General features: G+C 39.9%; 18 protein-coding genes. 13 read left to right on the plus strand and 5 right to left on the minus strand.

All coding sequences use genetic code 11. The features are described from left to right. Positions 1-151: 151 nt before the first annotated feature. From Q1B04_RS03045 to Q1B04_RS03085, 9 genes are all read left to right on the plus strand, one after another. The gene (locus Q1B04_RS03045) at positions 152-1,075 is read left to right on the plus strand and encodes a DUF4007 family protein (protein ID WP_299755395.1); all 924 of its coding nucleotides are present in this window, start codon (positions 152-154) and stop codon (positions 1,073-1,075) included. After that, positions 1,065-4,286: a hypothetical protein gene (locus tag Q1B04_RS03050; RefSeq protein WP_299755398.1), complete on the plus strand. Its 3,222-nt coding sequence runs from the start codon at positions 1,065-1,067 to the stop codon at positions 4,284-4,286. The genes Q1B04_RS03045 and Q1B04_RS03050 overlap by 11 nt, the downstream gene beginning before the upstream one ends. After that, the gene (locus Q1B04_RS03055) at positions 4,279-5,379 is read left to right on the plus strand and encodes a phosphoadenosine phosphosulfate reductase family protein (protein ID WP_299755400.1); all 1,101 of its coding nucleotides are present in this window, start codon (positions 4,279-4,281) and stop codon (positions 5,377-5,379) included. Before Q1B04_RS03050 ends, Q1B04_RS03055 begins: the two co-directional genes overlap by 8 nt. A 23-nt stretch (positions 5,380-5,402) precedes the next feature. Further along, entirely contained in the window at positions 5,403-6,488 is a 1,086-nt protein-coding gene (locus Q1B04_RS03060; protein WP_299755403.1) for a DUF262 domain-containing protein, read from the plus strand. Continuing rightward, entirely contained in the window at positions 6,464-7,306 is an 843-nt protein-coding gene (locus tag Q1B04_RS03065; RefSeq protein ID WP_299755406.1) for an SIR2 family protein, read from the plus strand. The genes Q1B04_RS03060 and Q1B04_RS03065 overlap by 25 nt, the downstream gene beginning before the upstream one ends. Positions 7,307-7,542: 236 nt before the next feature. Continuing rightward, positions 7,543-9,792 (plus strand): DEAD/DEAH box helicase family protein, encoded by a 2,250-nt coding sequence (locus tag Q1B04_RS03070; protein WP_299755409.1) that lies wholly within the window; start codon positions 7,543-7,545, stop codon positions 9,790-9,792. A gap of 4 nt (positions 9,793-9,796) precedes the next feature. Beyond that, positions 9,797-10,042 (plus strand): hypothetical protein, encoded by a 246-nt coding sequence (locus Q1B04_RS03075; RefSeq protein WP_299755411.1) that lies wholly within the window; start codon positions 9,797-9,799, stop codon positions 10,040-10,042. After that, complete coding sequence (locus tag Q1B04_RS03080; protein WP_299755414.1) at positions 10,032-12,155, plus strand: hypothetical protein; 2,124 nt, start codon at positions 10,032-10,034, stop codon at positions 12,153-12,155. Before Q1B04_RS03075 ends, Q1B04_RS03080 begins: the two co-directional genes overlap by 11 nt. Before the next feature lie 2 nt (positions 12,156-12,157). Beyond that, positions 12,158-12,655, plus strand: a complete 498-nt coding sequence (locus Q1B04_RS03085; RefSeq protein WP_299755417.1) for a hypothetical protein — start codon at positions 12,158-12,160, stop codon at positions 12,653-12,655. 83 nt (positions 12,656-12,738) lie between these two features. Here Q1B04_RS03085 and Q1B04_RS03090 read toward each other — a convergent pair whose 3' ends face one another. Both Q1B04_RS03090 and Q1B04_RS03095 read right to left on the minus strand, forming a co-directional pair. Next, on the minus strand, positions 12,739-13,947 hold the full coding sequence (locus tag Q1B04_RS03090) for a site-specific integrase (RefSeq protein ID WP_299755419.1): 1,209 nt from the start codon (positions 13,945-13,947) through the stop codon (positions 12,739-12,741). Positions 13,948-14,357: 410 nt separating this feature from the next. Beyond that, the gene (locus tag Q1B04_RS03095) at positions 14,358-15,509 is read right to left on the minus strand and encodes a PQQ-dependent sugar dehydrogenase (protein WP_299755421.1); all 1,152 of its coding nucleotides are present in this window, start codon (positions 15,507-15,509) and stop codon (positions 14,358-14,360) included. A gap of 252 nt (positions 15,510-15,761) precedes the next feature. On the opposite strand from Q1B04_RS03095, the gene Q1B04_RS03100 reads away from it, so the two are divergent. Next, positions 15,762-16,514: a DUF2490 domain-containing protein gene (locus tag Q1B04_RS03100; protein ID WP_299755423.1), complete on the plus strand. Its 753-nt coding sequence runs from the start codon at positions 15,762-15,764 to the stop codon at positions 16,512-16,514. Between the two features lie 77 nt (positions 16,515-16,591). Here the strand turns inward: Q1B04_RS03100 and Q1B04_RS03105 are convergent, their stop codons facing one another. After that, positions 16,592-16,936 (minus strand): hypothetical protein, encoded by a 345-nt coding sequence (locus tag Q1B04_RS03105; RefSeq protein WP_299755425.1) that lies wholly within the window; start codon positions 16,934-16,936, stop codon positions 16,592-16,594. Positions 16,937-17,320: 384 nt separating this feature from the next. Between Q1B04_RS03105 and Q1B04_RS03110 the strand changes: the two genes are divergently transcribed. Further along, positions 17,321-17,734 carry a BrxA/BrxB family bacilliredoxin gene (locus Q1B04_RS03110; RefSeq protein WP_299756187.1) on the plus strand — a complete coding sequence of 138 codons (414 nt, stop codon included), beginning with the start codon at positions 17,321-17,323 and terminating at the stop codon, positions 17,732-17,734. Between the two features lie 75 nt (positions 17,735-17,809). On the opposite strand, the gene purD is transcribed toward Q1B04_RS03110, so the two are convergent. Together purD and recQ are read right to left on the minus strand one after the other, a co-directional pair. After that, entirely contained in the window at positions 17,810-19,099 is a 1,290-nt protein-coding gene (gene purD / locus Q1B04_RS03115; protein WP_299755428.1) for a phosphoribosylamine--glycine ligase, read from the minus strand. A 182-nt stretch (positions 19,100-19,281) separates the two neighbouring features. Beyond that, complete coding sequence (gene recQ / locus Q1B04_RS03120; RefSeq protein ID WP_299755430.1) at positions 19,282-21,462, minus strand: DNA helicase RecQ; 2,181 nt, start codon at positions 21,460-21,462, stop codon at positions 19,282-19,284. 69 nt (positions 21,463-21,531) lie between these two features. Between recQ and Q1B04_RS03125 the strand changes: the two genes are divergently transcribed. Continuing rightward, entirely contained in the window at positions 21,532-22,503 is a 972-nt protein-coding gene (locus Q1B04_RS03125) for a KpsF/GutQ family sugar-phosphate isomerase (protein WP_299755433.1), read from the plus strand. Position 22,504: 1 nt separating this feature from the next. Beyond that, a complete protein-coding gene (locus Q1B04_RS03130; protein ID WP_299755435.1) occupies positions 22,505-23,581 on the plus strand; it encodes a mannose-1-phosphate guanylyltransferase in 1,077 nt (358 codons plus the stop codon). Positions 23,582-23,697 lie beyond the last annotated feature (116 nt).

Raw genomic sequence — 23,697 nt, forward strand, 5'->3', positions numbered from 1 at the left:
TTAATCCATATTACTAAAAATTAGTATCAAAAATCATTTTTTTACTACGATTTAAGATAGGCTCTTGTATGGAGGTTTACTATCTTTGATAGTAAAACCTGACCATTCATTTTATACCAATGTGTGCCCTTTTAGGGTAACTAATTACATTATGTTTGTAGAAAGTGCACCCCAATTAAAATACACCTTCTCTGGCCATGAGAAATTCCAATGCCGACATCTCTGGCTAAAAAAGGGCTATGATTACTTACAATTAGGCAAGTCCTTCTTAGAAGAGGATTCAGTTATAGAACTTGGTGTGGGGAAAAACATGGTAGCTTCCATCAGGTTCTGGTTAAAGGCGTTTGGTATAACAGATAATCAGGACCAAATAACACAAGTTGGAGAGCTTTTATTCAGCAAAGATGGATTTGATGAGTATCTGGAAGATGATGCAAGTTTGTGGCTATTACATTACCTATTAGTAAAGACGAACTTCGCATCAACCTATTCTCTAATTTTCAATGAGTTTCGAAAAGAAAGGAATGAATTTAGTACAGAAAACTTCGAGGCTTTTATCAAAAGAAAATCTGATGCGATTCCTTCGCTTAGTTTCAATCCAAATACGATACAAAATGATTTTGATATCTTCCGAAAGATGTATGTTTCATCTGAAGAAGACTACAAAAATATAGACGATAGCTTCTTAGGATTGCTAACTGACTTACACTTGGTAGGTACAATACAAAAAGAAGAAGAGTCTATAGTAGCTGATAAAACAAAAAAGCGAACAAAGCAGGTTCTCTTTCTTGAAAACACAGATAGAGAAAGTCTTCCTGTAGAAATTTTCCTGTTTTCAATACTCGACAATACCGGCTATGGCTCTTCCATAAGTTTACCTGCGCTTGAAAATGACTTTAACAGCCCTGGAAATATTTTTGCTCTAAGCAAAACAGGTCTTGTAACAAAGATACAGGAAGCCCAAGAAAAGTACCCTAACGATATCATCTATACGGATCATGCCGGGATTAAAGAATTGCAGTTTAAGAGAAAGATCGATCCAATAGAAATGCTTACTTCTTATTATGAGAAATAATTATACTCCTTCTGTTAATATTATCCGTGATACAGATAGAGAAGTCACGTATATACCTACCCCTAATGCAAAGCGAACAGTAAGTCAACTTATTGATGACTTTAGAAACGGAGTCCGTTCATTTAATCTAATAGGTTCTTACGGCACAGGTAAATCCTCCTTTCTCCTTGCACTTGAACAAAGCTTAAGAGAAACAAGACCTTATTTTAACGTCCCATTTATTAAGGATCAGACTTTCGGAACATTAAAACTTGTAGGTTCCTATGAGAGCATTATTGAATCTTTTGCAAGCCAGTTGGGGGTAACAGCTACAGAAGATTTTACAGAGAACATATTTACTGAGTTAATAAGTTTGTACAAGTCACTTGGTAAAAATCCTCTGCTTTTCATTGTAATAGATGAATTTGGTAAATTCCTTGAGTATGCTGCCCAAAATAAGCCTGAGCGTGAATTATACTTTATACAGCAGCTAGCCGAGTTAGCAAATGACACCAAGTATAATTTGGTTCTCATAACTACAATACACCAAAGCTTTGAAAGCTATGGCTTCTCTCTTTCTGATTCCCAAAGGCAAGAATGGACGAAGGTTAAGGGAAGATTTAGAGATGTTACTTTTAATGAGCCTGTAGAGCAACTTCTGTACCTTGCATCTGAACATATTGCAAGTGTAAGAAAGTCAGAAAGTACTTATGACAAGTTAGAAGCAGCGCTAAATCTCTTTATAAATTCGAAAGCTTTTAATTATAACGAAGGCTTTAGCAAAGAATTAAATTTTAAAATTTATCCTCTTGATTTATTATCTGCTAATACTTTAACGCTTGCATTACAACGCTATGGGCAAAATGAGCGCTCATTATTTTCTTTTCTAGAAAGTACTGACCATACTAGCTTTGCACACCATATAAGCCTACAGGATCCGTTTTATAATTTGGCAAATGTTTATGATTACCTTCACTTTAACTTCTATTCCTATTTAACTTCTCGATTTAACAATGACTTTGCAGCATGGGCATCCATTAAGTCTTCTCTAGAAATTGTAGAGCGGGAGTTTGCTGAAGATTTATCTGCTTATACCAAGCTAATTAAGGCAATTGGACTTTTAAATGTATTCGCTGCATCTGGAGCTATTTTGAATAAAGCTTTCTGGATCTCTTATGCCTCACTATGCTTAGGCATAAAGAATGCAGAGACCTTGCTTAGCAGTCTTGAAAGCAAAAAGATTATACTTTACAGAAACTATAGCCACAAGTATATACTATTTGAAGGAACAGACTTAGATATCCAAGCTGCAATGAACGAAGCAGTTGGCAAAGTAAATGACATCACAAACATACAACCCGTATTAAGTAAGTACATTTCACTACCACCCGTACTTGCTAAAGCTGAGTCTTACAAAAAAGGTACTCCAAGAGCATTCAAATTTGTTATATCCGAACTTCCAATTGATACTGAGCCTATAGGAGAAGTTGATGGCTTCGTTAATTTAATTTTTAATGAGAATCTAAGCTTAAAAGAGCTTCAAGACACTTCAAGTAAACAAGAAGAAGCTATCTTATATGCCTACTATATAAATTCTGCTGAGATTAAGAAGCTACTCCTAGATATAGAGAAAAGCAAAAAGGTACTTGAAGAAAATCAAAATGATAGAGTTGCTAAACGTGAACTTACAGTAATCATAGACCATCAGAAAAAACTGCTTAACCATTACCTGATAGATAATTTATACAGCAAAGGGTCAGAGGTAATTTGGTACTGGCAGGGAGAGAAAATTGATGTAAGCTCTAAGAAAGATTTCAATACTCATCTTTCAAGAATCTGTGCTGATGTATATCCAGATGCTCCTACATTTAAGAATGAACTAGTTAACAAGCATAAGGTATCTACTGCTATTCATACAGCAAAAAAATCTCTCTTTGCTGCTCTTGTTCAGAACTACAATAAAGAAGATCTAGACTTTGCAAAAGACAAGTTTCCTGCTGAGAAAACTATATTCATTACTCTCTTAAAAGTTAACGGTTTAACTGCTTTTGGAAAAAAGTCAACCTCTGAAATTACAATTGATAATGATTCATCATTTGAAGCAGTTTGGGGCTATTGTAATAACTTCTTAGATAAAGCGAAAAAAGAAAAAACGAATTTAAGAGGCTTAGTTGAAGGTTTAAGTAAAAGGCCATTTAAATTAAAGGATGGGTTAATTAGTCTTTGGGTACCTATATTCTTATTCATTAAGAAGCATGATTTTGCATTGTTTGGTAAGGATGGCTACATCCCTGAACTTACCGAACAAACTTTAGAGCTAATTTCTAAAGACCCTCAGGATTATTTTATAAAATCTTTTGATATAGAAGGCATAAAGCTTGACCTATTTAATAGCTACCGAGAACTCTTAAATCAGGAAACAAGAGAAATCTTATCTAATCAAGCGTTTATAGAGACCATTAAACCTTTCCTGGTTTTTTATAAGCAACTGCCTGAATATTCAAAGAATACTAATAAGCTAAGTCCTGAAGCTTTAGCGGTTAGAGAGGCTATTATAAAGTCAAAAGATCCTGAAGAAACTTTTTTTATAGACTTTCCTGCAGCATTAGGAATATCTACTGAACGATTGTTAGAAGATTCTGCATCTTTAAACCAATATGTTCCGAAACTGCAAGAAGCTATTACAGAATTAAGAGTTAGTTATGATGAATTACTAAATCGAATTGAGAGCTTTATACAAGATGATGTAGTTGGCAGTACTATCCCATTTACAGAATATAAGATACTTCTTCAGAATAGATTTAAAAACTTAAGAAAACACCTGTTAGTCGGCTATCAAAAAACATTTGTACAGCGGGTAGGCTCTGAAATTGATGATCGAAAGGCTTGGTTAGAATCTTTATGCCAAGCAGTCATTGGAAAGCCCCTAAATACCATTAATGATCTAGATGAAGTTCAGCTTTATAAAAAATTTGATAGCTTGATTTTAGAACTTGATAGCTTAACTGAGATTTCAAAAGAAGATATAAATGATGAAACCGAAGAAGTCTTAGGATTTCAGTTTAACACATTTGTTGATGGTATTAAAAAGAGTTTAGTTAGATTACCTAAGGATAAAACCTTAGAAGTAAATGCAATAAAGGAATCTTTTGAGAGGTCATTATCAGAAGACCGTAGGTTAAACATTGCTGCTTTAGCTAAACTACTAAAAGAATTAATTCAAAATGGGTAAAATAAGACACGTATTAGGAATATCAGGCGGAAAAGATAGTGCTGCTTTAGCTATTTACCTCAAAGACAAGTACCCTAATCTTGACTTAGAATATTATACTAGTGATACTGGTAAAGAACTTGATGAAACCTACCAATTAATTGAAAACCTTAAAATTTACTTAGGTAAACCAATTCAGATTTTACAAGGGGGAGAAGGTAGCCATTTAGACCCATTTGATCACTTCCTGCAATCATACGGAGGATATTTACCGTCTTCTATGTCCAGGTGGTGTACAAAAAAACTTAAGCTAGAGCCCTTTGAAAAATATGTAGGGGATGATCTTGTGGTATCTTATGTAGGCATTAGAGGAGATGAGGACCGGGAAGGATATATTTCAAAACGTACAAATATTCAGTCAATCTTCCCTTATCGCCAAAACATTTGGAGCGAAGACGTAATATCTAAATTTTTTAACTCTGAAATCGATAAAGCAATTGCCTTAACTGATAATGTTGATCTTGGTAATAAGAAGTCACGCTTCATTGATACCTTAGCAAAGCAAGTTACACCTAGATATAATCAACAAAGTAAGCTAAATGATTTGTTTACTAATGGAGTAAAAGAGACCAACTACCTTGTATTCGAATTCTTAAAAACCACAACCTACCCATTAGCACAAGAAAGTGACTTTCCTTTATTAGATAATGAAGATGTTATAGTGCGTGATGATGTTTTTAGGATACTAGAAGAGAGCGGTGTTGGAGTACCTGCCTATTATAAAAAAATAGATTTTGAGGTGGAAGGTAAAAAAGGACAATATTCACGTAGTCGTTCTGGTTGTTATTTCTGCTTCTTTCAACAAAAAATAGAGTGGGTTTGGTTATACGAACAACATCCTGATCTTTTTCAGAAGGCATTGGAATATGAGAAAGACGGATATAATTGGAACCAAAAAGAAAGCCTTTCTGAGTTAATTGACCCGAACAGGATCAAACAAATAAAAGAGGATTACATTAAGAAACAAGAACGCTCTACTTCTGTAAAGTCACAATACTTGTTAGATATTCTTGATGATTCCGAAAGTGAAGGTTGTGCCGCTTGCTTTATTTAAATATTAATACGTAGACAAACTAAATGAAAATCAAAGTAGAGACTTGGACACTAAATGATTTAGTAAATGCTCAAGGCAAAATTAATCCTAAACCACAGTACCAAAGAACATCCGTTTGGCAACCACCAAAGAAAAAGCTTTTAATTGACTCCATTCTACGTGGTTATGATATCCCAAAGTTTTACCTAAGAAAAACTCCTAATGATCTTATCTTTAATTATGAGGTAACTGATGGGCAACAAAGGATGAGGGCAATTTGGGAATTTATTGAAGGTAAATTTACTCTAGATGAAGCGACCTTTGACAACATTAACACTAAGAACCTTAGTTACAATAAGTTGTCTAAAACTCATGTTCTTAAACATACTAAATTTTTAAACTATCAAATCACAGTTGCTATAATCACAGAAGCTAGCCAAGAAGAAATACGAACTCTCTTTGCTAGACTTCAAATGGGTGAAAGATTAAATCCAACTGAGTTAAGACATGCTATTGCAAGTAATATAGGTAATGCAATTAACTCGATTGTAGATAATCATAGCTTCTTCGATGAGAAAGAATGTAAAATCAAGAATGTTAGGTTTAAGCACCAAGATTATTTAGATAATGCTATAACACTTGCATACTATGATGGCAGTCGTAATGTAAAAGCCTCAGATATGCGGCATTTGTATATTGAGCTAGCAAATTCACCGTTAGATGATATGCAACCGCTATTGATGAAGGTTAATAGAACGCTTGATTTTATGAAAAGAGTAAACTCTTACAAAAAAGGCATATTTAAAAATAAATGGGCTTTTGTAGATACCTTCTTCCTTATTTACAAGAATTTAGATCAGATAGTCGATATAAATGCTAATATGCTTGCAGGAGCTTTTGATTCTTTTGAAAAATTAAGAAGGGAACATAACTCTCACCCAGAGGTATTAATAGAAGATAAAGAAAACAACATAATCTATGACAAAGACTTATACGAATACATTATCGCTTTTAAAACATCGGGAGCAGATAAAAACAATACAAAAACCAGACATAGAGTATTCTGCAATAAATTTCTAAATCCGTTAAACTTTATGTTTCAATCATGCCAGCAATCCCTACAAAATTAGCAGACTATTACAAAAAAGGCTCATTTGGAATTTATGTGGGAGCTGGCTTATCACGAGCCTCAGGATTACCTGATTGGGAATCATTTCTCAATGAACTAATCGGGTATGCATGTGATAATAATTATATAATTCAAAAAAAGAAAAAGGAGTTAAACAAGCTTACTAAAGATCCTAGCAATTACTTATTGGTAGCTGAAGAATTAAAAGAAATCTTAAGTTCTGATTTACCAAAATTTATTAGGCAAAAATTTGATAGCAAATCACTTGTACCTTCTACAACCTTGTGTAAGGTAGTACAGCTAAACCATAAATTTATTGTTACAACAAATTATGATACTTTGATTGAGAAGGCTTATGCAAAAGTATACCATGATATTTTGAACCCTCTTACTTATAAAAGTGCGAGTGCAATAAATTATAATATTTTAGCAAATGAACCATTTCTTTTGAAAGCACATGGAGATGCCAAAAGTGCTCCAAATGAAATCATACTTACTGAAAATGATTATAGAAATATCATCTTTAAAGAGAGAGGATATCAAAGTGTTTTACATGTACTATTTTCTACTTGTAATGTGCTTTTTTTGGGGGCATCTCTTAAAGATCCAGAAATGAAACTTCTACTTGGATATATTCATAACATCTTTCATGGCGGCTCTCCAAGTCATTATGCCTTGATAAATAAAAATGAAATAACCCCAACCGAAATAGATAGATGGAGAAAAGATTTTAATATAAATGTTATTACTTATGATCCAAAAGATAACCATCAAGAACTAGAAGTCTTTGTGGATAATCTTCTTGCAATAAATAATTAGCTATAACATCAAAGACGATAAAATTTTCAAATAAATTATTAGAGCAATATGAAGAGGCTTTCTTTTAGGAGTCTCTTTTTTATTTATTTAATCTGATTAATATTACAAAATATAAATTTATTATTATTAAAAATCTTAAAAGTATATTAAATTGTAAACATATATTCTATATCAGAAATTATAACACTAGATAAATGCTTTAACATTGAGATGTTAAATACTGAAAATCGTGAGAAATGCTTAATGAAATAGAGTATCCTGAAGGCTGTATTTACGAGAGTGAAATAGATCAAGAGCCTATAACTTTCTTTTTAGATGCATTATCTAATAGCAAATCATTCGATCTGCTATTAGGATATTTTAGTTCTTCAGCCATTCATGTCTTAGCCTTAGGATTTGCGCATTTTATCAGTAAAGGTGGTACAATGCGGATTGTTATTAATGATGTTCTCTCTACAAAGGATAAGGAAACAATCTTAAGTGGGCAACAAGGCAAAGTTTCAACCTCCTTATTTAATCATAATGATTTCCGCAAGATCAAATCATACCTAGGTGATTACGGAAAGCACTTTTTTGAATGTCTCGCGTGGCTGATTGCAAACAATAGAATTCAAATAGTAGCAATTCGACCAAAAGGTAAGAATGGTATATCTCACTATAAATCGGGAATTTTCAGTGATGGAGTAAACAAGGTACATTTTTCAGGCTCTTGCAATTTTACTGCGAATGCTCTCTTACACAATTTAGAAGAGATTAGCTTAAGAAGATCCTGGGATTCTCCATCAGACCTTAATTATATACAGGTAAAAGAAAGGTACTTTGAAGAGATATTCTCTGGACATTCTAAGAAGATCGATTATATTGATATAAATGATATTAAAGGAATCATCTACGACAACTTTGGTAATAGAAACATCGATGACTTAATCATTCAAGAGAAAGAATTACTAACTAAGAAGAAATTGCTTATTACTACTAATAATATATTGAAGCAAAAACTAGAGAAGCTAGAAGCTTCTTTTGAAAAGCTACAAAGTGAGCCAAAGTTTCCTTTTCCAAGTGGTCCTCGACCATACCAAGCAGAGGCATATGAAAATTGGGTAAAAAACAATTATCATGGGTTATTTGCTATGGCTACGGGTACAGGCAAAACCATTACATCTCTCAACTGCATACTAGAGGAATATAAAAAAAGTAGGGAGTACAAATTTATAGTTTTAGTACCGACTATCGCTTTAGCTAATCAGTGGAAAAATGAAGCTTACGATAAATTTCATTTTTCTGAAATAACCTTATGTTCGAGTAAGCACACCGGTTGGGAAGAGGCATTGTCCCAATATGGAAGTGATCTAGCTTATGGGGAAGAATGCAACTTTTGTATCATCATCACTTATGCATCATTTAGAGGCAAGAAGTTCCAGGAGCTCTTTAATAAGTACTTTGGTAAGCATCAAAATAAACTAACCCTTATTGCTGATGAGGCCCACACTTTTGGCTCATCTCAGTTGCTAAACCTTCTACCTATTGGAATAGAAAAAAGAATTGGCCTATCAGCTACTCCTGAAAGAGTATATGACCGTGAGGGAGAAGCTAAGTTATGTCAGTTCTTCAACTCCTCTCCTCCTAACTACACTTTTGTATATAATATGCAGAAAGCCATAGAAGACGGGATTTTGTGCCGTTATCACTACTTCCCCAAATTTGTAGATCTAGTTCATGAAGAACTATCGAACTATAGAGAGATCACCAAAAAGCTTACTAAGTATATTGACCCAGCTACAGGGAAGTATAGAGATAACCCCATTGTGAATAACCTTCTTATCCAAAGAAAAAGTATAATTCACAAAGCATCAAAAAAGGAATCTTGCTTAACAGAAACCATTGATGAAATAGGCACTGATAAATTTAAATACGCCTTCATTTATGTTCCTGAAGGAAATGAGCCAGAGTACACATCTAACGATTCAACGATTATAGACGCAGATGATGTTAGAATTATCAACAGGTATACAGAAATCCTGCACTCTAAATATGGCTTCAGGCTCAGAAAATTTCTAGGTGAAACGGGTGATAAAGATGAAATATTGAGTCAGTTTTCAAAGGGGGAATTAGATGCTATTCTTGCGATGAAATGCCTAGATGAAGGAGTAGATGTACCGAGAACACAATATGCGATCTTTTGCTCTAGTACAGGAAACCCAAGACAATATATCCAACGGCGAGGACGCGTGCTAAGGACCCATAGAGACAAACCCCTCGCCTATATTTATGATATGGTTGTAAAACCACCTATTGAAATAACCCAGGGTGATTCAAAAGAACATAAATTAGAAAAAAACCTTTTGTTGAGTGAATTAAAAAGACTCATAAATTTTGCGGCCCTTTCTGAAAATAAGATAGAAGTACTTAAGTCGATAGAGGACTTAGCACTAACTTATGATATTGATATTTATGAAATGGTAAATCAAGAACTAGATAATTACTAACCTTATGAAAAAAAGCTTAAATGATAGTTTAAGAGAGGAGTTCAACAAAATTCTAAACAGTACTGATATAAAAGAAAAAATCAGTACTCAAGAATTAGACTTGGCTATAATAATAGGAGCATTCGACAAATTATTAGCTGGCGAAAGATTTTTAGAGGCTACTGATGATGATATAGAAAAAACAAGAACTGAATTTGAAAACTACATCCTGAATACTCTTAAGACAAAGCAACACCAAAATGATAATTAGGCAAGTTACTATAACAAACTTCTTCTGCTATCTGGGCAAGAATTCATTTGAGTTTACAGAAGGATTGAATATCATCTCAGCGAAAAATGGGGGTGGTAAATCGCAGTTTTTCAATGCAATATACTGGACGTTTTTTGATAGAATTTACTCGGATGAAAATAATTCGAACAGAAAAAAGTGGCAGTCAGCACAGAACCTTACCATCTACCCAGATAAACTAGCCCTTGATTTACCAGTAGGCGAAGAGTTTACTACTTCAGTTGAAATAACATTAGATGCAATTGATTATAAGGGCTCTAGCTATTCAAGTAACGATATTATTAGATATACTTTTACAAAAGAGATCACATTTAAGAAAAAGCCAACCGGAATTACCTACAATCTACCAGCAGAACTTAGAATCGAGTACATCGCTGATGGGGAAACTCACATTGTAAATAATGCGGAACGCGACTACTTATTAGATAAGATATTTCCTCGAAGCATTAGAAAATTCATGTGGTATCAAGGTGAAACCATGGACCAACTCTATGACTTCGGAAATGATGTTACGCTTAGACATGCAATTAATGAAATCTCATACTACCCCAAGTATGACTTCATGCATAAAGTAGTTAAGGCCTCTGAGAAGAGCATTAATAAGAAAATTGAGAAAGAGCTGAACAAGCAAAACAAGCTAAGCAGAGAAGAAAATCTTATCTATTCAGAAATTAGTTTAGGCGAAAGGAAAATTGAAGGTTTAGAGTCTCAACAAACTACTCTAAAAAATGAGATTCAATTCTATGAAGAAGAGATAACAAAAATAGAACAAAAGCTTGAGAAGTTAGATCATTTTATCACATTTAAAATGAATTTAACTCGGTTAGAAGCAGATCTAAAAATTGTTAAAAACGAAATAGATGCTATAGACATTAATACAAAAGAGAGGTTGATTAATAAATGGATGTTAAACGGATGTTCAGATTTAATCAAAGCCTCAGAAAAGAATCTTTCTATTCTCAATACGGAAATACAAGAAAGCCAAAACATAAAAAACCCAGTTCCTACTACGCTTCCGGGCCCAGAGTATGTGGAGCAAATGTTGAACGATAACATTTGTTATATCTGTGAAAGAGCAGTTGAAGAAGGCACCGATGCTTATGCTGCGTTAAAGAGAAGAATGAATGATTTTGAGGTTAATGCGCATAATAAACTACTTCAAGAAAATTATACAGACTTAAATAAATATAAGAGGAGATTACTAAGTGAACTTCCCTCTATCAATGATGAGATAACTGAAAATAATAGAAAAAAGAGTAATCTAATCAAGAAACGCAACAAATTAAGTAAAGAGATAAACGATATTTTTACCGACCTAGGTTCTGATCAGAGATCTGATCTAGAAACAGGTGCAACAACTGCTCAGCAAAATATAAACAAATTAAAGTCTTATCGAACTGAAGTAAAACTAAAGACTGCTAGACTTCATGCAGTAGAGAATGATTTAAGTAAAGCTAAAACTGCTTTAAATGAAAATAAAGCTATTAGAGATAGTTTTGTAAAAAAGACGGATGCTACGATAGTTGAAAGTGTTGCATCTCAATATATCCAGATGTTTGTTGATAGCATTGGTAAATTGAAGGATATTGCTTACAAAAACCTGATCAATGAGCTGCAAACTGAAAGCAATAGACTTTACGCCTTATATCTAGGTAATAAACAACAAGGAAAAATTGTCTTTGATAAAGGGGCCCGTATTGTGGACGAGAAAACAGGTCAGCAGCTTATAGACTTAAATACAGGTGAACTAGTTGCTGAAAAGCTTTCTGTTGCAAATTCGTTTCTATCACTAAGTGCTAGAAAAATGAACAGGTCTTATCCACTTATTGCTGATGCCCCTTCTTCCGATTTAGATAGCGATAATACATACAACCTAACTGTTAACATTGGTAAATCTTTTGATCAAATTATAATTATGTCTAAAGATTACTCTCAATTTCATGATACTCAGCTAAATAATTTAATTGAAGAAGCTGACATCAAGAATTTCTACAAAATTGAGAATGTGATGATAGATCCAAAAGGCCTTAATTCCAGGACTAATAAGAAGTCTGTTACCATTAAAGTAAAATAAGGATGAAAGATAAATTGATATTAGACGTAAACAAAAAGAAGGTTTGGTATGGGGCTGAAGTCTTAAAAGTGAGAGATTTGTTTAGCCGGAAAGAAGAGAAGGGATCAAATATTACAAAAAGTGATGATAAGTTCTTCTCTAACTATTGGCAGGTTTATGCTTGGGCTGCAATTATTGGCTTTATAAATAATAAAAGAATAACAGGTGCAACCCTAGATAATAGGACTTCATTTGAGTATCAAGTAATCTCCAATGCTTCAGAAAGTATTTCTTACGCATTGATTTTGATGGCTATCGGAAAAATTGAAGCTCAGACTTCTGCAGAAATTTTAGATGCAAGAGAAATATTAACTATCATTAGTGAATACGCTGAAGGAGGAGCTAAACATGTACTCGAATTAAGAGAAACTCCAGGGTTAGAGTCTAAGTTTAATTATGCCGATGATTACTTTCTAGAAATTTTTGAACGGGTTGTCTCACCTAAGGAGGTAGAAGCTTAAACTATTGTAAATAATGGCGTTTTAAAACGAGAACTTGCGTGGTAAACCGGGTTCTCGTTTTTTTCTCACCTAACTGTATCTTTTTAGTCTTCAAATACATCCATTGCCTTATCAAGCTCTTCTGAAACTATCTTCGCATAAATTTGGGTAGTCTTGATTGATGCATGTCCCATCAGTTTAGAGACATACTCTATACGCATTCCTTTCTTTAAAGCTCTAGTTGCCCAAGTATGTCTGCTAGAATGAAAACTTAAATTTCCAATTATCCCTATTTGAAGACCTATCGCTCTTATATCTTTGTTAGTATAAGCGGTAGCAGATGATATTGCTCGGTATAAAACTTTAGGGTTAGTATAATCTTTAAGTGGCTTTAAGATAGGGAAGATAAAGTCATCTTGCCCTCTTCCCCCTTGCCTATACCTATCCAAAATCATTACTGCTTTACTTGGTAGTTTAACAGAAACAGTGCTCCCCGTTTTGTGCGTATCTAAAATAATGCGCTCACCATCGAAGTGTTTCCATTTCAACTGTAGGATATCAGATATGCGGAGACCACCTGCATAAGCTGCAAACACATACATATTCCTGTGATGATACTTCCTGGTACCAGCTTTTAAAGGCAACTCCTCAATTTTCAGAAGCTGCTCTTCGGTAAGATAAATTTTAGTTGTTTTCTCAAGCTTAAGCTTAAACTTTAGAAAAGGGTTCTGCTCATATGGGATAATGTCTTCGCTTACAGCTTCGTTAATGATGCGGCGGAACACTTTCAGGTTAGCATGGATTGTGTTCGTGGAGTTTCCTACCTTGTCCTTTAAATGGCGCTCATAGGACTTCAGAAAAGTAACAGTCAGTTGGTCGAACAGAAGGTCCTTCTTGCCTAGAAACTCCCGCAGCTTCGAGAAGATAGCCTTTGCTTTTGCAGCGGTACTTACCTGATTGTTCTTCTCTAGGCCATCGATAAAGGAATCAGCGTATTTCAGAAAGCTTTCAGATCTCTTGCCCAACACAGCTTCTTTGATCTTTATGGAGGAAACCGCCTTCTCACCTATTTCCATGGACAGGGCTACGCCTTCTGCTTCCGCGATCTTTACTGCCAGGTAATTATTCAGCCTCTGAGAATTAGGATGGGACTTCTTTACTTTCTTCTCCTTTTCGTTCCAGTGCTTTGGGTTAAGCTTGATGCCAAGCGAGATATACTTAGCTGTCCGGTTCTTGATGATGCGAAGGTATAGCGGGGCTTCTCCCAGCGCATCTGTTTTCTCTATTTTCAGTAGGATCTTTACGGTTGCCATAAGCGATAAATGATAGGTTGTAAAATTAAATTACCCTGTCATCATACCTCTTCACTAGATAACCTCAGAAAGCGCCGGGGTGCGCCTATATAAGGCTTAGTCGTAAAATAGGTAAAACAACAGGTAAAACATTACCCTCATTTACCTGCGTGGTCATGCATTAAACTGCTCCTTTCAAAAGCAAGAAAGTCTCGCGATACTGCATTAGAGCGCATTTAAGCTATAGCAAAGGAAATCTCTTTGCTCCCTTCGCGACCACAAAAAGGCCTCTCAGAATCATCTGAGAGGCCTTTTTCTTTATCCCAATTTGACTATTGTTGCCTTATCTTAGGCATGAAGCTCCAATAAAAGCAACTCTCAGAAGTCACAGCTTTATAGCACCTAAAATCCGCAGGAGCACAAACTAAAAATTATTGTTTCATCGGTTTTAGACGCAATATTTTCCCGTTGCTCTCGTCTGTCAGCACATAAACAGAACCATCCGGTGCCTGCTCCACATCCCTTACACGAACCGCCAACGGAATACGCTCCACCTCTTCTGCCTGCTCGCCGTTTACCTGCACCCGCACAATGCCTGTGCTGGTAAGGCCTCCTATAAGCGCATCGCCCTGCCACTCAGGGTACATATTGCCGGTGTAGAAGATCATGCCGGACGGAGAGATAGTGGGCGTCCAGTGAATAACTGCATCGGCAAACTCAGGTCGTGTTGTTGGGTCAGGAATTTCGCTGCCATCATAGTTATCTCCCCAGCTTACTACCGGCCAGCCGTAGTTGCGTCCGGCAACAGGCTGGTTTAACTCATCTCCGCCCATAGGCCCCATTTCTACAACCCAAAGTTTATTTGTAGCCGGGTCAATGGCTGCGCTTTCGATGTTCCGGTGCCCGTAGGACCAAATTTCTTCTCGCGCCCCCTGTTTACCTACAAACGGGTTATCCTTCGGCACAGAGCCATCTGGGTTTATGCGCACTATGGTGCCCATGTGGTTCGAGAGATCCTGCGCAGGCTCAAATTTGAATCTTTCGCCCAGTGTAAGAATTAAATAACCATCCGGGGTAAAAACAATGCGCCCGCCAAAATGATTGGGGCCTTCTACCTTGGGCTCCTGCCTGAAAATTACTTTAAAGTCTTTTATCTCGTTGCCTTCCAAGCGGCCTTTGCCCACTGCCGTAGATGCTGTATTGTTATCTCCGGGTTCAGCAAATGAGAAATATATCATGCTGTTCTGCTTAAAATCCGGATCTAATACTACATCAAGCATGCCCCCCTGCCCTTCAGAAAATACAACTGGCGTACCTGTAACCGGTTCGGATAAATTGTTATTTGTATCAAGAATCCGGAGAGTACCGGCCCGTTCGGTTACCAGCAGGCGGTTGTCTGGCAGAAAGGCCATGCCCCAAGGATGGTTTAAGTTGCTAGCCAGCGTTTCTACTTTAATGTCTCCGGCCTCAGTTCTTACCGAAGATTTCTGCGCGCAAGCTTGCCCTGCCAGCAGCAGGAGAATTAAAACTGCCGGCATAAGGCTGAAGAAGTAAGCAAACGGGTTTTTATGTGATGTTTTCATAGTATAAAGTTTGAGGTTGTACTGTATTAAGTAACGCAGCCAAACTATTGATGTTCAATTCCATACTTATCTACAAAACAAGCAGCAGCTTAGTAAGGCATTTTGATGCTCTCTGCCTCCTGCATGGAAGATATAATGTGGATGAAGCGTTGGCAAACCAAGCCTACTGAAATATTTTATTTAGACTACATAACGCTTGGCAGAGAAATAATCAAGTTGAAGTTTACACATATACATGCCAATTTTAACACCATGAAAGCACATGTTATACTTCTATGGCTGGCTTTAGCCACTGCCTCACTTTTAAATACCGCTCACGGGCAAAGCAGCGAGCGCATCAAAGACAACAACACCAATGCCTGGCTCATGTACTTCGGCGACCATAAGTTTGCTGATAAGTGGGGAATCCATGCGGAGTTGCAGCTCCGCCGGCACAACACGTTTCAGGATCCGCAGCAGCTGCTTATCCGGACAGGTATAAACTATGATTTGGCTCCGAACGCCATGCTTACTCTAGGCTATGGCTATATAGAAACCCACCCTTATGGCGATTACCCTGCCGCAGACAAGTTTCCGGAGCAGCGCATATACCAGCAGTTACAGCTGAAAGGCAGCCTTGCCCGCCTTGGCCTGACGCACAGGTACAGGCTGGAGCAGCGTTGGGTTAAGCAGCCAAATACTGACGATTATACTTACCTGAACCGCGCACGCTACATGCTGAAGGCCATTTTGCCTCTCGCGGGGCCAACCCTGGAGCCAAAGGAACTGTTTTTGGCTGCCTATGATGAGGTTTTTGTTGGCTTTGGGAAGAACGTAAAGCAAAATATATTTGACCAAAACAGGGCTTATATTGCTTTAGGTTATAAAATCAGTGATGCGGCTTCGCTTGAGGTGGGTTACCTGAACCAGATCGTGCAGAAATCTAACGGAGTGGTGTTTGAGCATAACCACACGCTTCAGTTTGGCTTCTCCCATACTTTAAACTTTGCAAGCCAGCAACAATAGCACTTAAACTAAGAAGCCGCAGGAAGTGTTTAAACACTTCCTGCGGCTTCTTAAATTTATACTTTGGTTTGTATAGATTATGCGGCCATTTCCTCATGCAGCCCGAAAATGTAACGAAACCGCAGCAACTGCTCTACCAAATCATCCGGAAGGTCAAACTCAAAATGATCATGCTTCACCTCCTCCCAGGCACTAAAAACCTTCCAAACTTCGTTTCTTCTATAGCTTTCGAGTTCTCTGCCGGTTAGTGGCCGCGCGAAAAAGGCGTGTAACTCAACATCCTCTTCCCGCATTGGCACTTCAATAACCTCAGACCTACTATTGAGCACCTCTATGACTTCTGCATAGCGGTCGGTGCTGGCTGGCAGGTAAAAGTAACGCACGTAGAAGTTGCCTGTAGTAGAGTGGGGAGCAGACATCATAATCGTAAACTTTAAAATTTTGCGTTTACAGTCCTTGTAAGGGTATACACTTCAATTTGTTTCTTCTCTTTTATAGTCTCCACTGAGCATCTACTTGTCAGTGGCAGATATAAAAGCATCCAGGCGCATTGCAATCAGTGTTAGAACCCTTATTTCAACACATCTAAACACATGATGTTGAGTATTTTATACTTTGATGTGGATATAGAGGTTGTGATATATCTGCAGATACCCTAAACAATACAATTTATTATACTTTTAATTTTGTTGCCTTATGTTACAGATGTTGCAACAGCTTTTCCCTTAGCAGGTGGTTATATCTTTTGTGGCTCAGATTTGTTAACTTTGCATCGTATTAAAAATTTAACCCAAAATTATATGGCAATGTACCCTGAATATATGGTTGCGCCTATCCGTGAGGACCTTACCTCGGCTGGCTTTGAGCAACTGATGACCCCAGAAGATGTAGAGCAAGCGGTAAAGGCAGAAGGCACTGTATTATTAGCAGTGAACTCTGTTTGCGGTTGTGCGGCCTCCAAGGCACGTCCTGCAGTAAAAATGGCTGTGGCAGCCTCTGATAAAAAACCTACGAAGCTGGTAACAGTATTTGCAGGCATGGAGCAGGACGCTGTAGCCAAGGCTCGCGAGTTTATGCTGCCTTATCCGCCATCATCGCCTTCTATTGCCCTGTTTAAGGACGGTGAGCTGGTGCACATGATCGAGCGTTACCACATTGAGGGCAACGACCTGAACCGTGTGGTAGAGAACCTGCAAGGTGCTTTCGAAGCTTATTGCTAAGCCTTAGAGAAGTATAAGAAGAAGGGGCCGGCAGATGATTCTGCCGGCCCCTTCTTCTTATACTTCTTATACTTGCTACACGCGCTGCTTGCCTAAGTCAAAGCCAATATCGCGGCGGTAGTAGCGGTCTTGCCAGGTAATAGCCTCAGCGGCTGCGTTGGCTTTTGCAAGCGCCTCATCCATGGTATCACCCAGGGCTGTAACGGCAAATACGCGGCCGCCGTTGTTCAGCAGCCTGCCGTTTACCATAGACGTGCCGGCATGAAACACCAGAACATCCTTCGGCACGTTTTCTAAGCCGGTAATTTCTTTGCCCTTCTCATACCCTTCCGGATAGCCGCCTGATGCAAGTATAACTGTAGTTGCCGTGCGCGGGTCTACCTCCAGCTTGTACTCGCCAAGCGTATGGTCGTGCAGCGCCTTAAACATCATAAACAAGTCTGATTTGATGCGGGGCAGTATGGCTTCGGTCTCCGGGTCGCCGAGGCGCACGTTGTACTCAATCACCTGCGGATCTCCGTTTACGTTCATCAAACCTATAAACAAGAAACCGGAGTAATCCAGCTGCTCCTCCTGCATGCCACGCAGTGTAGGCTCAATTACGCGCTCCTTTACTTTCTGCATAAAAGCGTCATCAGCAAACGGTACCGGCGAGATGGCTCCCATGCCTCCTGTATTCAGCCCGGCATCTCCTTCTCCAATACGCTTGTAGTCTTTTGCCTCCGGCAGCAGCACGTAATCTTTGCCATCGGTAAGTATAAATACAGATACTTCTATCCCCTGCATATACTCCTCTATCACCACTTTGCTGCTCGCGTTGCCAAAGCGCTTGTTGCGCAGCATGGCTTCCAGGGCATCAAAGCCTTCCTCATAGTCCTGAGCAATAATAACGCCTTTGCCAGCGGCCAGGCCGTCAGCTTTTATCACTGTCGGGAAGGACTGCTGCTTCAGGTACTCTACTGCCTCCTTAAATGTAGCTTCCGTAAAGGTCTGGTAGCGGGCGGTTGGGATGTTATACTTCTGCAGGAAAGACTTACAGAAATCCTTGCTGCCTTCCAGCATGGCGCCAGCTTTTTTAGGCCCGATTACCAGAATGTGCTTCAGGTACTCTGACTGCGCAAAATAATCATGTATGCCCTCCACCAGAGAGTTTTCCGGGCCAACCACAACCATCATAATATTAAAGTCGGCGGCAAACTTGCCGAGCTCCTCAAAATCGTGGATATCCACGGCGGCCGTAGTATGAAACTCGGCGGTGCCGGCATTGCCAGGCGCTACAAATACTTGGTCGCAAAACTCACTCTGGCTTAGTTTCCAGGCAATGGCATGCTCACGGGCGCCAGACCCTATCACAAGTACATTCATATTCTTAGTTTATCGATTTACGGGTGTTTTAACAGTAACGAGCACTGCTGCGAAGTTAAAAATTTTACTGGCTCGCACCGCACTTATAATATTTTATACTTCAGGATTTATACTTGGAGCAGGTAAAAGAAAAGCGGCCGATAATCCCCGGCCGCTTTTTATACTTTATACTTGGCATCAACTTAATTGGCATACTCCGACAGGAACTTAATGCGCATTAGGCGCAAATCCTCTTCAGTATAATCGTCAGTGCCCAGCTCTTTTACGGCTACGGCAATGTTGTCGGTGCTCGAGTTCATGAAGTAATCGTACACCTCCTCCTGGCGATCATCATCCAGAATGTTATTGATGTAGTAGTTCAGGTTGAGCTTTGTGCCTGAGTAGCAGATGTGCTCAATCTCCTCGATCAGCTCTGGCATCGTCAGGCCTTTGGACGAAGCTATCTCTTCCAAATCAACTTTTTTGTCTATTTGCTGGATGATGTAGATCTTGATCTTGGATTTATTGACTGTTGATTTCACCACCACATCGGCAGCCGTCACAATGTCGTTGTCCTCCACATACTTGGTGATCATATCCATGAACGGCTTTCCGAACTTCTGCACCTTGCCCATACCCACGCCGGCAATGTGCGCCAGTTCGTCTTTGGTGGTTGGGTAAACGGTGGCCATCTCCTTCAGCGATGGATCCTGGAACAGCACGTAGGGCGGCAGGTTTTTCTCCTTAGCCAGCTTCCTGCGCAGGTTCTTCAGCATATCGAACAGCACCTCGTCGTGGCCGGCAGACGCCTGCGCCTCTTCCTTCTCCTCGTCCTCTTTTACTTCCTGATCATAATTATGATCTTTTGTTAGCTGTATAGGGTGCGGGTTTTGTATAAAATCCTCGCCCTTCTTGGTCAGCTTGATCACGCCGAAACTGTCGATATCCTTCTCCAAAAACTCCGACAGTAAAACCTGGCGCAAAACGGAGCTCCAGAACTGCGCGTCATGCTCCTTGCCTGCGGCAAACACTTCCAGTTTATCGTGGTCGTAGCTGGTTACATATTGGTTGCGCAGGCCTGTAAGTACATGCGTCATGTGTTCTATGCCGAAGCGCTGCCCGGTTTGCTGCACGGCTTTAAGCGCCAGTTGCACCTCGGCCTGTGCCTCGAAGCGTTCTTTCGGGTGCAGGCAGTTATCGCAGAAACCGCAGTCTTTCTCAAAGGTCTCGCCAAAATAATGCAGCAGTTGCTTACGACGGCACACAGCCGAATCGGCATAGGCAGCCATCTCCTGCAGCAGCAGTTTGGAGTTGTCGCGCTCTGTTACGGGCTTATCTTTATTAAACTTCTCCAGCTTTACAATATCGTCGTAGCTGTAGAACATAATGCAGTTGCCTTCCATGCCATCACGGCCGGCGCGGCCTGTTTCCTGGTAATAGCCTTCAATAGACTTCGGCGTATCGTAGTGGATCACAAAGCGCACATCTGGCTTATCGATGCCCATGCCAAAAGCGATAGTAGCCACAATCACGTCCGCCTCCTCGTTCAAGAAAGCGTCTTGGTTGGCCATGCGTACACCCGGCTCAAGGCCGGCGTGGTATGGCAGCGCCTTTACGTCATTCACTTTCAGCAACCCAGCTATCTCCTCTACCTTCTTGCGGCTCAGGCAGTATACTATACCGCTTTTGCCTTTGTGCTTTTTCACGTACTGGATCAGTTGCTTTTTGGTGTTATGCTTCGGGCGCACCTCATAATACAGGTTAGTGCGGTTAAAAGAAGACTTAAATACCGAAGCTTCATCCATTTGCAGGTTGCGCTGGATGTCGAGCTGTACTTTAGGCGTGGCTGTGGCCGTAAGCGCGATTATCGGAAGGTTACCTATCTGGTCGATGATGCCTCGGATTCGACGGTACTCCGGACGGAAGTCGTGGCCCCACTCCGAAATACAGTGCGCCTCGTCTATGGCCACAAAAGAGATGTTGGAGGCGCGTAGAAACTCTATCGTCTCCTCCTTTGTCAGCGATTCTGGCGCTACGTACAGTAACTTCACCTCCCCTGCCAGCGTTTCTTTCTTTACTCTGTTCGTCTCCGATTTAGAAAGTGTGGAATTGAGGAAGTGCGCGTTCACGCCAAAAGCGTTCAGCTGATCTACCTGATTTTTCATAAGGGCAATCAGCGGCGAAATAACGATGGCTGTGCCCGGCAAAGAAAGAGCAGGAAGTTGGTAACACAACGACTTGCCCGCGCCTGTGGGCATAATCACAAAGGTGTTCTTGCCGTTGATAATATTGTTTATTATCAGCTCCTGATTTCCTCTAAATTGATTATACCCAAAAACTTCTTTTAATTTGTTCTTGAGATTGACCTCTTGTTGAATAGACATGTAAGTAATCTTGCAAATTTTAATCTTGTTGCAACGCACTCCAAAAGAGTGCCCTAACACAAATTTAACTTGAATCTCCCTAATAATATAGCGCTTACCGCAAAAAAAGTATTAGACGCCGAAGCGGAAGCCATCGCCAGACTGGCAGATTTTATCGACGAAAGTTTTGAGGACTGCGTAAAAGCCATCCTGCAGATCAAAGGCCGCGTGGTTGTTACCGGTATCGGCAAGAGCGCAAACATCGCTCAAAAGATAGTTGCCACCCTTAATTCTACCGGTACACCTGCCCTGTTTATGCATGCCGCAGATGCCATACACGGCGACTTGGGTATGATACAGCCGGACGACTTCGTGATCTGCATCTCCAAAAGCGGCAACACACCTGAGATTAAGGTACTTGTACCATTGTTAAAGCGCAAAGGTTCTAAACTGGCAGCCATGGTTTCCAGCACTGACTCCTACCTGGCCCAAAGCGCTGATTTTATACTTAATGCTTACGTAGAGCGCGAGGCCTGCCCGCATAATCTGGCCCCAACCACCAGCACTACTGCCGCGCTTGCCCTTGGCGATGCCCTGGCTGTTAGCCTGCTGGAGGCGCGCGGGTTTAGCAGCTCAGATTTTGCTACCTTGCACCCCGGCGGCTCTCTGGGTAAACGCCTTTACCTGAAAGTAGAAGATATTTACACCCAAAATGAATCGCCACGCGTAAAGGAGAACGCATCGCTCAAAGAGATTATTATTGAGATTTCGTCTAAACGTTTGGGAGCCACAGCTGTAGTTAAACAGACCTCTGAGGAACTCGTGGGCATTATTACAGACGGCGACCTGCGCCGCATGCTGAACAAGTATGATAAGATAGAGGACATTACCGCTGTTGATATCATGACACCGGCCCCGCTCACCATAGAGCCGGAAAGCTATGCTGCTGAGGCGATGGCTATTATGCAGGCGAAAAGTATAACGCAACTCATTGTCACAAAATCAGGTAAATTCGAGGGCTTTATTCACCTCCACGATCTGCTAAAAGAAGGACTTGTATAATATGGATAACAACACCTACGTGGTGATTATGGCCGGCGGCATCGGAAGCCGGTTTTGGCCTTACAGCCGCACCAACTACCCTAAACAATTTCATGATGTGCTTGGAGTCGGACAAAGCATGCTGCAAACAACCGCACAGCGCTTCGCTGACATTTGCCCGCCCGAGAATGTTTTCGTGGTCACTAACAAAGATTACGAGGCGCTGGTGAAGGAGCAATTACCGGAACTATCTGACAACCAGATTCTGCTGGAGCCCGTTGGCCGCAACACGGCTCCCTGCATTGCCTATGCGTCTTACAAAATAGCTCAGCTTAACCCGAATGCTAACCTGGTGGTAACCCCATCGGACCATGTGGTACTGAAGCAGGATGTGTTTACCAGCGTTATAAACAACGCCGTGGCAGCTGCCGCCAAAGACGATGTTCTGATTACGCTGGGCATTACGCCAAGCCGCCCGGACACCGGCTACGGCTACATCCAATACATTGATGAAGCAGACTCTGAGATAAAGAAGGTGAAGACTTTTACCGAGAAGCCCAACCTGGAGCTGGCGCAGATGTTCCTGGAGAGCGGCGACTTTGTATGGAATTCAGGGATTTTTATCTGGAACGTGCAAAGCATCCTGAAAGCGTTTCACCAGCACCTGCCCGAAATCTCAGAAGTTTTTGAAGAAGGCACCACCACTTTTAACTCGCCGCAAGAGCAGAACTTTATCACGAGAGCTTACTCGCAGTGCCGCAACGTGTCGATAGACTATGGCATTATGGAGAAAGTTGATAACGTATACGTGCTGCTAGCCGATATCGGGTGGTCCGACCTGGGCACCTGGAACTCACTTTATACTATCAACGACAAGGATGCCAACGGCAATGTTGTGGATGGCGATGTGATGTTATACGACACGAAAGACTGTATCATCAAAACACCTAAAAACCGCCTAGTGGTGCTGCAAGGCTTGGATGATTTTATTGTGGCCGAGTATGATAACGTGCTGATGATCTGCAAGAAAGAAGAAGAGCAGAAGGTAAAGGAGTTTGTAGCCGACGCAAAGTCGAAGAAAGGGGCAGATTACATTTAAGCTTTACCAAACAAGTATAAAAAAGGCTATGCGCCGGAGCAAATCCGATTCATAGCCTTTTTTATTTTAACTCAGGCAGAACTCATACTTACCGTAGTTCAGTTCTCTTGTCTTTT

It is taken from the genome of uncultured Pontibacter sp., from assembly GCF_947495565.1.
Lineage (GTDB): Bacteria > Bacteroidota > Bacteroidia > Cytophagales > Hymenobacteraceae > Pontibacter.

Coding starts and splice junctions, on each gene's coding strand:
- Q1B04_RS03045 (WP_299755395.1), top strand. CDS start 152: ATGTTTGTAGAAAGTGCACCCCAATTAAAATACACCTTCTCTGGCCAT.
- Q1B04_RS03050 (WP_299755398.1), top strand. CDS start 1,065: ATGAGAAATAATTATACTCCTTCTGTTAATATTATCCGTGATACAGAT.
- Q1B04_RS03055 (WP_299755400.1), top strand. CDS start 4,279: ATGGGTAAAATAAGACACGTATTAGGAATATCAGGCGGAAAAGATAGT.
- Q1B04_RS03060 (WP_299755403.1), top strand. CDS start 5,403: ATGAAAATCAAAGTAGAGACTTGGACACTAAATGATTTAGTAAATGCT.
- Q1B04_RS03065 (WP_299755406.1), top strand. CDS start 6,464: ATGCCAGCAATCCCTACAAAATTAGCAGACTATTACAAAAAAGGCTCA.
- Q1B04_RS03070 (WP_299755409.1), top strand. CDS start 7,543: ATGCTTAATGAAATAGAGTATCCTGAAGGCTGTATTTACGAGAGTGAA.
- Q1B04_RS03075 (WP_299755411.1), top strand. CDS start 9,797: ATGAAAAAAAGCTTAAATGATAGTTTAAGAGAGGAGTTCAACAAAATT.
- Q1B04_RS03080 (WP_299755414.1), top strand. CDS start 10,032: ATGATAATTAGGCAAGTTACTATAACAAACTTCTTCTGCTATCTGGGC.
- Q1B04_RS03085 (WP_299755417.1), top strand. CDS start 12,158: ATGAAAGATAAATTGATATTAGACGTAAACAAAAAGAAGGTTTGGTAT.
- Q1B04_RS03090 (WP_299755419.1), bottom strand. CDS start 13,947: ATGGCAACCGTAAAGATCCTACTGAAAATAGAGAAAACAGATGCGCTG.
- Q1B04_RS03095 (WP_299755421.1), bottom strand. CDS start 15,509: ATGAAAACATCACATAAAAACCCGTTTGCTTACTTCTTCAGCCTTATG.
- Q1B04_RS03100 (WP_299755423.1), top strand. CDS start 15,762: ATGAAAGCACATGTTATACTTCTATGGCTGGCTTTAGCCACTGCCTCA.
- Q1B04_RS03105 (WP_299755425.1), bottom strand. CDS start 16,936: ATGATGTCTGCTCCCCACTCTACTACAGGCAACTTCTACGTGCGTTAC.
- Q1B04_RS03110 (WP_299756187.1), top strand. CDS start 17,321: ATGTACCCTGAATATATGGTTGCGCCTATCCGTGAGGACCTTACCTCG.
- purD (WP_299755428.1), bottom strand. CDS start 19,099: ATGAATGTACTTGTGATAGGGTCTGGCGCCCGTGAGCATGCCATTGCC.
- recQ (WP_299755430.1), bottom strand. CDS start 21,462: ATGTCTATTCAACAAGAGGTCAATCTCAAGAACAAATTAAAAGAAGTT.
- Q1B04_RS03130 (WP_299755435.1), top strand. CDS start 22,505: ATGGATAACAACACCTACGTGGTGATTATGGCCGGCGGCATCGGAAGC.